Source organism: Hoeflea sp. AS16 (assembly GCF_038900095.1).
In the GTDB taxonomy this organism is placed as follows: Bacteria; Pseudomonadota; Alphaproteobacteria; order Rhizobiales; family Rhizobiaceae; genus Hoeflea.
Genome location: NZ_JBBMQQ010000002.1, coordinates 314421 through 327549 on the forward strand (window position 1 = coordinate 314421; position 13129 = coordinate 327549).

At 60.9% G+C, this 13129-nt stretch carries 11 protein-coding genes; 7 read left to right on the forward strand and 4 right to left on the reverse strand.

Going from position 1 to position 13129, the window contains the following annotated elements:
• Window positions 1-9: 9 nt before the first annotated feature.
• Genes WNY80_RS06870 through WNY80_RS06880 form a run of 3 tightly spaced genes read right to left on the reverse strand, consistent with a single transcriptional unit; the run spans window position 10 to window position 4196 of the window.
• Window positions 10-1275 carry a ribulose-bisphosphate carboxylase large subunit family protein gene (locus WNY80_RS06870; protein WP_342886606.1) on the reverse strand — a complete coding sequence of 422 codons (1266 nt, stop codon included), beginning with the start codon at window positions 1273-1275 and terminating at the stop codon, window positions 10-12.
• Between the two features lie 6 nt (window positions 1276-1281).
• Window positions 1282-3219 carry a hypothetical protein gene (locus WNY80_RS06875; protein ID WP_342886607.1) on the reverse strand — a complete coding sequence of 646 codons (1938 nt, stop codon included), beginning with the start codon at window positions 3217-3219 and terminating at the stop codon, window positions 1282-1284.
• Window positions 3220-3269: 50 nt separating this feature from the next.
• Window positions 3270-4196, reverse strand: a complete 927-nt coding sequence (locus WNY80_RS06880) for an SMP-30/gluconolactonase/LRE family protein (protein WP_342886608.1) — start codon at window positions 4194-4196, stop codon at window positions 3270-3272.
• A gap of 208 nt (window positions 4197-4404) precedes the next feature.
• Between WNY80_RS06880 and WNY80_RS06885 the strand changes: the two genes are divergently transcribed.
• From WNY80_RS06885 to WNY80_RS06905, 5 genes are all read left to right on the forward strand, one after another.
• A complete protein-coding gene (locus WNY80_RS06885; RefSeq protein ID WP_342886938.1) occupies window positions 4405-5400 on the forward strand; it encodes an ABC transporter substrate-binding protein in 996 nt (331 codons plus the stop codon).
• A 65-nt stretch (window positions 5401-5465) separates the two neighbouring features.
• Window positions 5466-6956 carry a sugar ABC transporter ATP-binding protein gene (locus WNY80_RS06890; protein WP_342886609.1) on the forward strand — a complete coding sequence of 497 codons (1491 nt, stop codon included), beginning with the start codon at window positions 5466-5468 and terminating at the stop codon, window positions 6954-6956.
• On the forward strand, window positions 6953-7924 hold the full coding sequence (locus WNY80_RS06895) for an ABC transporter permease (protein ID WP_342886610.1): 972 nt from the start codon (window positions 6953-6955) through the stop codon (window positions 7922-7924). The genes WNY80_RS06890 and WNY80_RS06895 overlap by 4 nt, the downstream gene beginning before the upstream one ends.
• Window positions 7921-8934, forward strand: coding sequence for an ABC transporter permease (locus tag WNY80_RS06900; protein WP_342886611.1), 1014 nt, complete (start codon window positions 7921-7923; stop codon window positions 8932-8934). The genes WNY80_RS06895 and WNY80_RS06900 overlap by 4 nt, the downstream gene beginning before the upstream one ends.
• A 138-nt stretch (window positions 8935-9072) precedes the next feature.
• The gene (locus WNY80_RS06905) at window positions 9073-9900 is read left to right on the forward strand and encodes a phosphogluconate dehydrogenase C-terminal domain-containing protein (protein WP_342886612.1); all 828 of its coding nucleotides are present in this window, start codon (window positions 9073-9075) and stop codon (window positions 9898-9900) included.
• A 126-nt stretch (window positions 9901-10026) separates the two neighbouring features.
• On the opposite strand, the gene WNY80_RS06910 is transcribed toward WNY80_RS06905, so the two are convergent.
• A complete protein-coding gene (locus tag WNY80_RS06910) occupies window positions 10027-10740 on the reverse strand; it encodes a transcriptional regulator NanR (RefSeq protein WP_342886613.1) in 714 nt (237 codons plus the stop codon).
• 461 nt (window positions 10741-11201) lie between these two features.
• On the opposite strand from WNY80_RS06910, the gene WNY80_RS06915 reads away from it, so the two are divergent.
• The gene (locus tag WNY80_RS06915; RefSeq protein WP_342886614.1) at window positions 11202-11687 is read left to right on the forward strand and encodes a hypothetical protein; all 486 of its coding nucleotides are present in this window, start codon (window positions 11202-11204) and stop codon (window positions 11685-11687) included.
• A 126-nt stretch (window positions 11688-11813) separates the two neighbouring features.
• Entirely contained in the window at window positions 11814-13082 is a 1269-nt protein-coding gene (locus tag WNY80_RS06920) for an ABC transporter substrate-binding protein (RefSeq protein ID WP_342886615.1), read from the forward strand.
• Window positions 13083-13129: the final 47 nt, after the last annotated feature.

Sequence of the window (13129 nt, forward strand, 5' to 3'; positions counted from 1 at the left end):
GGGTGTTCCTTAAGCCGGGTAAGCGTCGAGTGCGGCGGCGAGTGCCGGGCTATTCTCGGCCTGTGTTTCGATCGCGACGTCCGACATTGTCGCCTCCCAGGCCTGCACCATGGCTTCCACACCTGCCGCAACACCCATCGGGTGAGCCACCACGCCGCCACCGGCGGTGAAGATCAGATCCGGCGACTTCAGCGCTGCCCAGGTGCCTCCAGCCTGCCGGATGGTCTGGCCTGACGAGAACACCGGTACAGCGAGCATTGGTGATTGGTCAAACAAAGGCTTCTGCAGGGAGCGCGCAGACAGGATCACGCTTTCATCGGGTTCGCTGAACTTGTTGGCGAGACCATTGACGTGGAGGTGATCGCACCCGGCAAGCCGCCAGAGTTTTGCCCATGCCGGAAATGACCATCCAAGGCTTGGCGCCCGGGTCAGCGCGCCCCATCCGTTTCGGTGCGCATGCAGGGGCAACTCGGTGTGGCGGGCCAGTTCGACGATGCCGGCGTATCCGACGGAAATGAGGCTCGCCATGATGCATGTCCCGCCCTGAGCAAGGACGAAATCATGCCGCCGTCGCATTTCGTCAATCTCTCCGGTCAGGTTGAAGGCGACCATGGTCTTCTTGCCGGTCTTGTCTGCAGCCCGGTTTACCGCGCGCATGACCGCGGTCACCCGGTCTTCGAACGGGCAGGCAGGGCCATCGGCCTGAAGTTCGTCATCCTTGATGAAATCTATCCCGGCATCCGCGAGCACGCCGACCAGATCGCCGGTTGCCTCTGCCGACAATCCGACGCTTGGCTTGATGATGGTTCCGATCAGCGGGCGACCATGAACTCCGGAGAGTTCGCGGGTGGCGGCCATGCCGAATTTCGGACCGGAGTATTTTCGGGCGAACGCGGTGGGCAGCCGTACATCGAGAAGCCGCAGTCCGGAGAACGCCTTGAGTTCAAACAGGTTGCCGGCAATCGTCGCGACCAGGTTGGGCAGCGAAGCGCCGATATTGTCGATGGGCCAGGACAGGGTGACAAATGCCCGCCGATAGACCGGCGCCGATCCGGCCGGAACGCCTGCACCCGGAAGCGAGGGCCCGGCAACTTCATCGATCAGGCGCACTGTCTCGACCCTGGCCGCCGAACGGGCTTTCAATTCCGGGGTTTCACCGGGCACGGCGACAAAGGTGCCGGAGGACTGTTCGCCGGCCATGATCTCGGCGGCCCGGGCCGGATCGAAGGCGGTCTCGATCAGGTAGTCGGCCTCAATGCGAACTGGATCAGACATGTGCACTCACTTTGCTGGTGTCTCGACGGTGTCTGTTTGAAGGAACAGGACGGCTGAAGGGGCCAGATCTATCGATGGCGATGACAGCGGCGCACAGGCGTGATCGAACCAATCCGGGTCGGTCACGGCGGCCGCGAAGCTGTTTGTATCGAGGATTGCCATCCGCCCGGTTTCGGCAAGGCCGAACCGAACGGTGGCCTGGCCCGGATTGGCAATCACCAACCGCGTTGCGGTGCCGGTGGCAAAGGCAATGGCGTGCAAGCCGGCGGGCAGCCCGGACACCCGGTAACGCAAGCCGCCCTGCGAGACAAATTTCAGGACATGAAAGATCGGGTAGACAACGGCTTGCGGGTGGTCGTCATACCAGGGGCGGGCAACGCCTCCGGATCGCGAGAGAATGCCAAACGGTCCGATGGGCGCTGCGAGCGCGATCGCCTCGATGCCAAAGCCTTCGGTCTGTGCCAGGATCGCGACTGCCCAGGCTGCGCCGAACAGGGCGCGGGCGCGGGGATCCCATGTGGCCATGGTCAGACGGATCTGGTCCGGGTTTGGCGATACCGCGCTGCCATAGGGATTTGAACGCATCCCGATCGCGGTCAGGCCTAGGCGGTAACGGAGATCGCCGCCGATCTCGCGCGCGGTGCGAAAGATATCGGGCAGGGTTTCGATGGTCTGGGAGACGCTCCAGTCATCTGCAGCGTGGACGATGGCGGAGTTTCCATGGGTGAAATAGTCCGCCGTATCGCCATCGGGGCGGCAGCGGTTGAATTCGGTGAAATTGGTCAGCATGCCGCAGCCGGTTCTGGCATCGGGGAAGGATTGCCGTGCTGCCGCGCAGGCCTGCGATGGAGAAAGACCGTCCGGCCAGCGGCCTGTGGGCTGGTAGCTCTGAAGATAGGCCGAGGGCAGGGCCGTGACATGGCGTGGTTTCATGCCGGTCTCCCGGCAGGCGGAGGCCACGCGATCGAGTTGCGGCCCGGCGGGCTGGCCGCCATCGAGAACGATCTCCAGATCGAGTGATCCGCCGGTTGCGGCCAGAACTTCAGACACCGCCGCGATGTCTGATGCTGCGCTGCCGGGTTCGGTGCGCAGCAAGATCCTGTCCAGGTCAGCTGTTGCCAGACGGGCAATTTCGTCTGCCGCTGGCAACCAGTCGCCCTGCGCTGCGAGCAGCATCTCCGGGAGCTTCTCTTGCCGTGGCGAACCGATCCTGATTGCCGGCGGTTGGCAAACCTGTGCAGCGGCCGGGCGCCCGGACATGCACAAGCGGATTTCTTGGCGAACCGTCGTCCCGGCTTCGATCCGGTAGGGAAACGGCAAGGCCAGTGGGCGGGAATAGGTCTTGAAGGAGGCATCCGACCAATTGCGCTGGTCTTCCATTTCAAAGACGTCACCCTCGAATTCGATCTCCAGAGCCATGCCGCGCGTCTCGAATGCGAGGCCGGCAATATCCATGATCGGCTGTCTTGGCGATATGGCGTCGGGCATCGTCTCGTGGCGGCGTTCACCGGCAGGATTGGTGACAGTCACAGGCATGCCGGTGACACCGGACAGCGGGTGCAGAACGGTAAACCCGGTGCGGCTGGTGACGAAGTCGCGGCTGGCTTCTGCCTCGCCGGTCGCGGTGACCGAGCCGTCCTCATTTGCCTGATAGATCACGCGGCAGGAGAGGGCGCCATCGGTCACAGTGAAGCAACGCTCGTATCGAAACCCTCCGGACATCTCTTCCAGTGTCTCGGAGACGACGTTTGGAGAAAGTGTCGCCCAGTTCTCGTCACGGACCGGAAAGTCGATCTGGCGCACCATTTCGACCGGACCGAGGGCAATCCGGCGCAAGGCCCCGTCATCGATGACGGCCGTCAGTTCGCCTGCCTTCACCAGCTTCGGTGCAGGACGGATTTCGGTTGTTCCGTTTTGAAAAATCTGGCGGGTTAACGCGTCCAAGCTGACGTTTCCATTGTTTCAATTCCAACTGTTCGGTGACGGATCGTGCATCATCCCATGGTGGTGCCGTTGGCAAAAACATAGACAGCATAAAGCGATGTGGTGCCACAGATGAAAAGGCGGTTGCGCTTGGCACCGCCGAAGGTCAGGTTGGCCACGATCTCCGGAATTCGTATAATCCCGATGCGTGTGCCATCGGGATCGTAGCAATGGACCCCGTCAAAAGCGCTGGTCCAGATGCGGCCTTCCCGATCGACGCGGAAGCCATCGAAAAAGCCGGACTGGCAGGTTGCGAAAATCTCGCCGCCACGCAATGTGCCGTCGTCCTGCACCTCGAAACGCCTGATATGGGCGGGACCTTCGGGCAGGTGGGACGCGCCGGTATCGGCGATGTAGAGAAGCCGTTCATCCGGCGAGAAAGCCAGGCCGTTGGGCTGGACGAAGTCGCCCGTCACCTGGTGCACCGAGCCGTCGGCTGGATCGATCCGGTAGACATGATTGCCGCCCAGTTCCGGCTCGCAGACATCACCTTCATAATCGGTCAGGATTCCGTAAGTCGGATCGGAGAACCAGACTGATCCGTTCGAGTGCACCACCACATCATTGGGCGAATTGAGCCGTTTGCCCTCAAACCAGTCGGCGAGGACGGTAATCGAACCGTCATGCTCGGTGCGCGTCACGCGCCGTGTCAGATGCTCGCAGGTGACAAGTCTTCCCTGTCCGTCGACGGTGTTACCATTGGAATTGTTCGATGGCGACCGGAATACCGAGGTCGAGCCGTCGGTCTCGTCCCACCGCATCATCCTGTTGTTGGGAATGTCGGACCATACAAGGTAACGCCCGGCGGCAAACCAGGCCGGTCCCTCGCACCACCGCGCGCCGGTCCACAGCCGTTCGACATGGATATGTGGCGCAAACAGTGCGGAAAAACGCGGATCATGCGCTTCAAAGCCGGTTCCATCCGGTTGGCCGGTCATCGGCAACCTCCTCGCCCCACTGTCACGTCACATTTCCCCCGGTCTCGGTCGCCGCTTGCATTGTTCGCCAACTGGTATAACATGTTGAAGAGCTGACGTCTACGAAGGGGTGCGCCAGCCATCCAAAAATCTGGGAGGATTGAAATTGAAGAATTTAATAATCGGAACGCTGGTTGGGGCCGCTGCCGCGGTGTCAGCTTTTGCGTCTGTGCCCGCCACTGCCGCCGAGAAGCCCACCGTTGCATTGAGCAACGCGTTCCTGGGCAATGCATGGCGTCGTTCCATGATCACTGCATTTGAAGAAGCTGCGATCAAGGCCGAGGCCGATGGTCTGATTGCCTCATTTCAGGTTTCCAACGCCCCTGGCGAAAACTCGGCAACCGAGCAGATTGCGCAGCTCAAGGCACTGCTGCTTGACGAGCCGGACATCCTGCTGGTCAATCCGGCGTCGCCAACGGCACTGAACCCGACACTGCAGCAGGCGTGTGATCAGGGTATCGTTGTTGTCGTCTTTGACAGCTCGACCGAGCTCGAGTGCGTTCACATCGTGACCAACAGCTTCGGCGACTGGGCCCGGCTTTCCACGCAGGCCGTCATCGACGGCATCGGCGGCAAGGGTAATGTCATCATCGCCCGCGGCGTGCAGGGGTCGCCGCCCGAGATTGAAATGTACGACGTCCAGACGGCGTTGCTGTATGACAATCCGGACGTCAAGGTTGTCGGCGAGTTCTTCACATTCTGTGACAGCGCCAAGGCACAGGAAGCCTTGCTCGGCACCATCGCCAGCCTGCCCGAGATCGACGGCGTGATTGGCTGCGGCGAGGGTCTGGGCGCAGTCCAGGCATTCCAGACTGCAGGGCGCGACATCCCGGTCGTGGCCTTCGCGCCGAGCGGACGTGCGCTGAAGTTCTGGGGTGAAGGCAACGGTGCGCCGGGTTCGGTCGCCGTCATGTCCGACCCGGGCCAGGGCGTTGCCGCACTGTTCACCGGCATCAACATCCATAACGGGCAGGAGGTCCCCCGGATCACCATTTTCCCGCCTGTTGTGGTGAGCGACGAGGAACGCGACCAGTGGATTGCCGCTGTTGGCGATGACGAGATCGCTTCATGGCAGTGGACCCAGGAACTCGTCGATGCGCAACTCAAAGCCAACATCGACGGAACGGTGGCTGACGCAGCACTTCCCCCGGTTCCAGTCAGGTAAATGCGTTCGGGTCTGCGCCAGACAAATGGCGCAGACCCTGTCTCCAAAATGGTGAAATAGCTGCCGTGCTGACACATACATCTACAACCACACCTGCAATTGCTGCCGGCCGTGAGCCTCTGGTTCAGGTCAGGCGTGCAGTCAAAACCTACGGACCAACCAAGGCTCTTTCTGGCGTCACACTGGATGTGCATGCGGGCGAAGTCTTTGGCGTGGTCGGCCACAATGGCGCCGGCAAAAGCACGCTCATGCGGGTGCTGAGCGGCCTCGATGCAATCGATTCCGGATCCGTGCAAATCGGTGGCGTGAGCACGCCGTCCGAGAGGGGATTTCCCGGCGTTCGCATGGCCTACCAGGAGGGCTCGCTTGCGCTGGAGCTCACCGTCTATGAGAACATTTACCTGTCCAGCAAAAGCTGGATTCCGGACCGGAGATGGCATGGCGCTGCTTCGCGGCGCGCAATGGCACGGCTGGATGAAATTTTTCCCGATCACGTGGTCGGACCGGCCGATTATGTCGATGATCTCACGCTTGCCGACCGGCAGATGGTCGAGATTTCGCGGGCGACGATTGCCGATGACTTGAGGCTGCTGATCCTTGACGAGCCGACCGAATCCCTGAGCGGGAGCGCGGTCGATCATTTGTATGATTATGTTCGCAAGCTGCGTGCGAGCGGTCATGCCATCATTCTGGTTTCCCACCGGCTGAGAGAAGTCCTTTCGGTGTGCGACCGTGTTGCGGTGATGAAGGATGGCGCGGTTGTTTCCACCCATGCCGCAGGCAGCGTGACCGAACAGGACCTGTTTCTGGCCATGGGCGGCGAAGTCGCGATCCAGAAAACCGGTAATGGGGCCAGACCAACCGCTACAGACAGCTCGCGTCCGGTTTGCGTGAAGGTGCCGATGACCACGGTTGATGGCGCCGCCACACAGATTGTCGCGCACAAGGGCGAAGTTATCGGACTGGCAGGAATTGCCGGCCAGGGGCAGGAGCAGGTTCTTGACCGGCTGTGGCGCCGCAACGGCGATGTGCAAGCCAGCGCAGCTCTGGCCTACGTGCCCGGTGACAGGCAGCGCTCCGGGATCCTGCCGATATGGGATGTGGCGAGAAACCTGACGATCACTGCCCTGCCCAGCCTGAGCAAGAACGGCATCCGGCAAACGGAGAAGGAGAATGCACTGGTTGCAGAGTGGGTCGAGCGGTTGAAGATCCGCGGAGGCGCAAGTGCCGCCATCACCGGGCTCTCGGGCGGCAATCAGCAGAAGGTCATTGTGGCGCGCGCATTCGCGTCCGACGCTGACACAATCCTGCTGGATGATCCGTTCCGCGGCGTTGATGTTCATACCAAGGCCGAACTCTACCAGCTGATCAAGTCCGAAGCTCAAAAGGGGCGGACGATCATCTGGTATTCGAGCGAGAACTCCGAGATGCAGCATTGCGACCGCGCCTATGTGCTGCGGGCGGGCCGTGTCGCAGGCGAACTGCACGGACGCGATATCAGCGATGAACGCATTATCTCGCTGTCGTTCGCAGAAGCCAGGGAGGCTCACGCGTGAGTACTGCGATCCTCGACCACGTCGGCTTCAACCTGCCCAAAGGCTATGCCCGCCGCGCCTTGCCCGGGTTTCTCACTCTCATCGCGATGGTGCTGATCTTGCTGGTCTGCGGAACAATCCAGCCGCGGATCTGGTCCCAGAACGGCCTGACCCTCATCATGTCACCGATCGTGGCGCTGGCCATCGCCTCGATGGCGCAGATGGTGATGATGAGCATCGGCGACATTGATCTCGGCATCGGTTTTTTCGTTGGCATGATCACCACGATCGTCGCCACGCTGCTGCGGGAAACCCCGATGCTGGGCGTGCTGGCGCTGGCTGGTTCCGTGCTGGCCTATGCGCTGCTGGGCGCGCTGGTTCAGCTTCGTTCCGTGCCCTCCCTGATCGCGACCCTGGGTGCTTCCTTCGTCTGGCTGGGGCTGGGGTTGTTTGTCCTGCCGGTGCCCGGAGGGGCGGCGCCTGACTGGCTGTTCAAATACGCGTTCTGGAAACCACCCTTGTCGATCCCGGCTCCGGTTGTGACCATGGTCGTGGCCACGGCGCTGACATGGTTCGTGACCCGCCGCACCGGGCTCGGTGTGAAGTTCCGCAGCCTGGGCAGCAACCCTGTCGCGCTGATGCGATCGGGAGGATCACTCGTTGTCACCCGGATGCTGGCGTATGGAACCGTGGGCATCCTGGGCGTGCTGTCCGGGATCACGCTGACCGCTGAAATCGGCGGCGGAGATGTCAACGCGGTCCCCGGATACACGCTGACCACCGTGGCTGCAGTCATTCTGGGCGGCGGGATGTTTACCGGTGGGCGTGCGGTGGCCTGGGGGACCCTGGCGGGCGCCGTCACACTTGGTCTTCTGACCGTGCTGCTCACGCTGCTCAACCTGTCGTCGAACCTTCAACCGGCTGTTCAGGGCTTCATCGTCATCGCGGTTCTGGCCGGGCGGCTTGTTGTGGAGCGGATGACCCGATGATCAAGTTGAGAAATCACTCCATCCCGCCATGGACATGGTCATTCCTGGCCGCCGTCATCGTGCTCGTCCTGACCTACATGGTGTCGGGCCGTGGCGGCTCCCAGACAATCACGCTTGCCTTCACCGTTGCCCCCTATCTCGTCCTCGTCGGACTAGGGCAAATGCTGGTGATGAGCGCAGGCCCGGGCAATATCGATGTCTCGGTTGCCAAGGTGTTCTCGCTTGGCGGCCTCGTGGCGATCGCCGTGGGGGATGTCACCGGATCCTGGGCTCTGGGGCTGGGGGCTTCTGTCGGGGTGGGGCTTGCGATGGCATCCATCAGCGTGGTTTCCATCCTCTATGTGCGTATCCCGCCCATTGTTGCGACACTCGCCACCAGTCTCATCGCCTCGGCCATATCACTCACGCTGGCCAAGGGGTTTCAGGGATCCGCCGACCCGGTGCTGAAAAGCTTTCTGAGCTGGGCACCGTTTGGCATTCCGGCCTTCGCCATCGTGGTGCTGCTGTTTACGATCCTGGTTTCCCTGATCCTGAAGAAAACCACATGGGGTTCCCAGATGCTGGCGTTCGGCCAGGCCCGCCGTGCCGCCGAATACGCGGGTGTCAACGCCAAGGAAACCATCGTCATCGTCTACCTGACCAGTGGCGTCCTAGCGGCACTTGCAGGTGCGCTGCGTGCCTCATTCTCGGCCCCCAACGTGGAATTGGGAAATGATTATCTGCTCGATTCCATCGCTGTTGTGGTGATCGGCGGCACCTTGATGAGTGGTGGCCGCGCCGTGCCGGCAGGCGTTTGGGGCGGGGCGCTGTTCTTCATCCTGCTGGACGGTTTGCTGAACCTGATCGGGTGGAGCTACGCGGGCCAGAATGTTCTCAAGGGCTTCCTTGTTCTCGCGGTCCTGTTCCTTGCCAGCGGCGCGCCAATCCTGAGCCGGCGCGTCTCGCAGCCGACGCCGGATGCAGGCGATGACGAAGATGAGGCGGAGCCGGAGATCAAGTCACTGAGCTGAGCCAACCCAGGTTCAGAAGAAACGAAAATTTGCAGGCGTCGTTCGGCAAGAGCTGAAAACCGACGGGCCACCCAATTCAAGCCAGGACACCCGACCCGGAGTGGTGATGGCAAAACATCGAAGCAGGAGTACATGGACATGACGAAAATTGCGTTGTTTGGAGCTGGCGGAAAGATGGGATATCGCCTGTCGTCCAATTTTCTCGGTTCGCGATTTTCGGTGAACCATGTCGAGGTCAGCGATGCTGGCTGCGAACGCCTGAAAACCGGGCTGGGCATCGAGACCGTATCTGCCGATGCGGCGCTGGACGGGGCCGGAGTGGTCATTCTTGCGGTGCCCGATACGCATATCGGCCAGGTGATGGCGAGCATCAACGACAAGGTGAAATCGGGCACGATGGTGATGGCGCTCGATGCGGCGGCACCGTTTGCGGGGCATTTGCCTGACCGGCCCGATCTGACCTATTTCATCACCCACCCGTGCCACCCGCCGATCTTCAACGATGAAACCGACATGGAAGCCAAGCGCGACTATTTCGGTGGCACCAAGGCCAAGCAGCACATTGTCAGCGCGCTGATGCAGGGCCCCGAAGAGGACTATGCCAAGGGCGAGCAAATCGCCCAGGTGATCTGGGCGCCTGTGATGAGATCGCACCGGGTGTCGGTCGAGCAGATGGCCCTGCTCGAACCCGGGCTGTCGGAAACGGTGTGCGCATCACTTCTCACGGTGATGAAGGAAGCCATCGACGAAGTGGTGGAGCGGGGTGTTGACCGCCAGGCCGCATCGGATTTTCTGCTCGGCCACATGAACGTCCTTGGCGCGGTCATTTTCGGCCAAACCCAGGGGGTGTTTTCCGATGCCTGCAACAAGGCCATTGAATTCGGCAAGCCGGTCCTGATGCGCGATGACTGGAAGCGCGTTTTCGAACCCGATGAAATTGCCGCCAGCATTCGCCGTATTACATAGTGTCATCGCTGCGGCGCTGGTGGCCCTCGACAGGAGCCACCAGCTGGATTGTGCAACCGGATGTGTCTTTTCAGCATAGGCTTGGTGGGTCGCCGTCCGGCGCCGGTACAGAGGCCTTTTCAGGCTTCAGGGTGCCGGATTCTGCACGTAAAGCGCCCGTGATCGCTCGAGATGCCTGATCATGGCATTTTCGGCGGCGTCGATATCGTGGCGGGCGATGCAGTCGATGATCTCGTCGTGCTCTGCCAGCGTGGTGCTTTCCTTGCCGGTCCAGATCAGCATTTCGGTATGATATTCCTTGAGCCAGCCGAGCATTGCCTCGCTGAAGGCGATGTAGATCGGATTGCGGGAAATGACCGCAATCTGGGTGTGCAAGAGCATGTCGGCTGAAATGAAGGCTTCGGCATCGCCGAGTGCGGCCCGCTGCTTTGTCACGATATCGCGCAACCGGGCGATATCTTCCTTCGATGCCTTTTCCGCCGCTTCCCGGACCATGCCGCCTTCAAAGAAAATCCGGGCATTCTTGAGATGTTCGAGTGAATCCTTTGACGAGGCCAGCATCATTTTGGCGGTGGCATCCACCTGGTTGATGATCGATCTTGCCGACAGCTTGAGCACCTTGGCGCGTTCGCCGTGCGAGATTGCGACCAGGCCCATGCTCGAAAGCGCCTGCATTGCTTCCCGGATCGCCGGCCGGCCAACCTTGAAGCGGGCCATCAGTTCACGCTCCGAAGGCATGTCGTCACCCGGCTGGAGTTCACCCTCGGTGATCAGGTGCTTCAACCGTTCAAGCACCTCATCGGATAGTTTGCGTCGAATTATCGGCCCGGATTGGGTCATGGCGGGGGTGCACTCCTGTTGCGTGCGGTACGAAAGCTGAATCAGCCATGCCACATCTGGAAACCAGCTGCCACCTGTGTGCAATATCCGACCTGTCCAACTGTTAGGATGAGTATACCAGAGCGCTTGCCAGATGGAAGGGCTGACATCTGCCTCGGCGGGGACAGGCGCTGCCGGCAGACCGCTTACCCGTTCGATAGCGCTTTGATCCCGCCCTTCATGTCACCCCGTAGCCCATTGGAGTGTCCCCTGAAAACCCGTAGATTCTGACCAGGCGATCCCGAGGTTCGGTCCGCGGCGGCGGTCGTTGGGTCCGATGGCAAACAGCAGTGTGGCTCTGAAGCGCGGACATCCGCCGATCCTTTTTCAGACGCTTGGTAATGTGAGGAGGTTTCGCGCGGTTGCCGTCAATCCCTGATTCCAAGACGATGGGCCTGTCTTGAAGAAACAAGGATCAACCCATGGAAACCCGAAGCCAGCACCCGGCACAGATCCTGGTAACCGCGCTTGAGCGCCCTGCCTTTACGCTGATGATCGTCTGCCAGATGCTGATTGGCCTGGGGCTGGCGATTGCCCTGGTGTTGAAGGTCTACATGCTGATCTTCACCGACCAGGTTTGCCTGGCAGACGGAAACACGCTCGGCAACATGATCCGCTGCGCGCAGACGGTGGAGCTGCTGGCGCAGTTCCTGATCACGATCGCGGGCTTCCGGTTTGCCGCGCTGATGTTCACGATGGAGCCCTTCCAGCTGCTGGAGCCGTTGCTGCTGACGCTGACGGGAATTCTGCTGCTGTTTCTGTCCGATCTCAGCATTGCGACGGCAACCTGGTACGTTTCGCTGATCATGCTGGTCCTGTTTGGCGCCATCAGCAGTGTTTTTGTCGCGCTACGGGTCTGGGGGCCTTCCAGCCCGCTGCGGAAAGCCGCTGTCGATCCCAAAAAATAAGACGAATGGGTACACAGGCGCACTGCCGGAGATCGGGGATAGGGTCTTCATCCGCCAATCTCTCGCTATCCCCGTCTGTGTCCGGGCTGGACGCAGGGACGGGGGAGTTCAATTGGGAGGAATACGATGAAGAAGGTACTTTTGGGGTCATTGTCCGTGCTTGCGCTTGTCGCAGCCAACGCGACAACAGCGGCAGCCGATGACAAATCCGGGGTTCTCAAGGTTGGCGTTCTCGCAACGCTCGAAGGAACTTACACGGCTCTCGGCGAAGACAGCATCCGTGGCTTGAAAACCGCACTCATGGAAGCGGGCAACAAGGCGGCTGGACGGGAAATCGAAGTCATCATCCAGTCTACCGATACTTCGCCCGACAGCGCCTTGCGCGGCGCGCGCAAGCTGGTCGAGCAGGATGGCGTTTCCATTGTCATCGGGCCGGTCTCAGGATCGGAAGGCATCGCCATCCGTGACTACTCCAAAACGCAGCCGCAGACGACATTCATCAACGGGATTTCCGGTGCCATGGAAACCACGTTTGTGGAGCCGTCCGAGAACTTCTTCCGCTTCAACATCGATGGAGCGCAGTGGTCGGCCGGCCTTGGCAACTACATCTACAACGAAAAGGGCTACAAAAAGATTGCGACCGTAGGCGAGGACTACTCGTTCATCTACACGCAGGTGTTTGGCTTGGTCACCGAATTCTGCGCCGCCGGCGGGGAAGTGTCGGAGCGTCTGTGGGTGCCGCTCGGGACCAAGGACTTCGGTTCGATCATCGCGGCGTTGCCCGATGATGTGGATGCCATCTACCTCGGTCTTGGCGGCGGTGATGCCGTCAACTTCCTCAACCAGTACCAGCAGGCAGGTGGTGATGCCCATTTGGTCGGCGGTACCATCATGGTCGACGGCACGGTGCTGTCTTCCGAAGGCGCGGCCAAGCAGGCGCTGATCGGTACTCCCTCTTCCGGACCGCAAGCCGACACATGGGACGATCCCAAGTGGCAGGCTTTCGTGAAAGCCTATCAGGATGCCTTCGAGCCAGATCAGCGGTTCCCGACACCGTCGATGTTCGCAACCGGCTATTACAACGCCACGAATGCGATGTTGCAGTGCATGGACACCGTGGGTGGCGATCTGTCTGACGGCCAGGTCGCGTTTCGAGGCTGCCTGAGCAATCTGGTTCTTGAAACACCCACCGGGACCATCAAGCTTGATGAAAACCGCCAGGCAATCGGCTCAAACTTCGTATCCGAAGTTGTCGAACTGCCCGACGGTACGCTGGCTACCGAAATGGTTGCCAGGGTGGACAATGTGAACCAGACTTTGGGTATTGATCCCGAAGCCTTTGCCGCCATTGGCCTGCCGAGCCGCGACACCCCGGCTTGCAAAGCCTCTTACTGATCGGTCGCTCATCCGGGCGTCGCTAGCTGCGGCGCCCGGACATTTTC

Coding starts and splice junctions, on each gene's coding strand:
- WNY80_RS06905 (WP_342886612.1), top strand. CDS start 9,073: ATGACGAAAATTGCGTTGTTTGGAGCTGGCGGAAAGATGGGATATCGC.
- WNY80_RS06915 (WP_342886614.1), top strand. CDS start 11,202: ATGGAAACCCGAAGCCAGCACCCGGCACAGATCCTGGTAACCGCGCTT.
- WNY80_RS06880 (WP_342886608.1), bottom strand. CDS start 4,196: ATGACCGGCCAACCGGATGGAACCGGCTTTGAAGCGCATGATCCGCGT.
- WNY80_RS06900 (WP_342886611.1), top strand. CDS start 7,921: ATGATCAAGTTGAGAAATCACTCCATCCCGCCATGGACATGGTCATTC.
- WNY80_RS06920 (WP_342886615.1), top strand. CDS start 11,814: ATGAAGAAGGTACTTTTGGGGTCATTGTCCGTGCTTGCGCTTGTCGCA.
- WNY80_RS06910 (WP_342886613.1), bottom strand. CDS start 10,740: ATGACCCAATCCGGGCCGATAATTCGACGCAAACTATCCGATGAGGTG.
- WNY80_RS06870 (WP_342886606.1), bottom strand. CDS start 1,275: ATGTCTGATCCAGTTCGCATTGAGGCCGACTACCTGATCGAGACCGCC.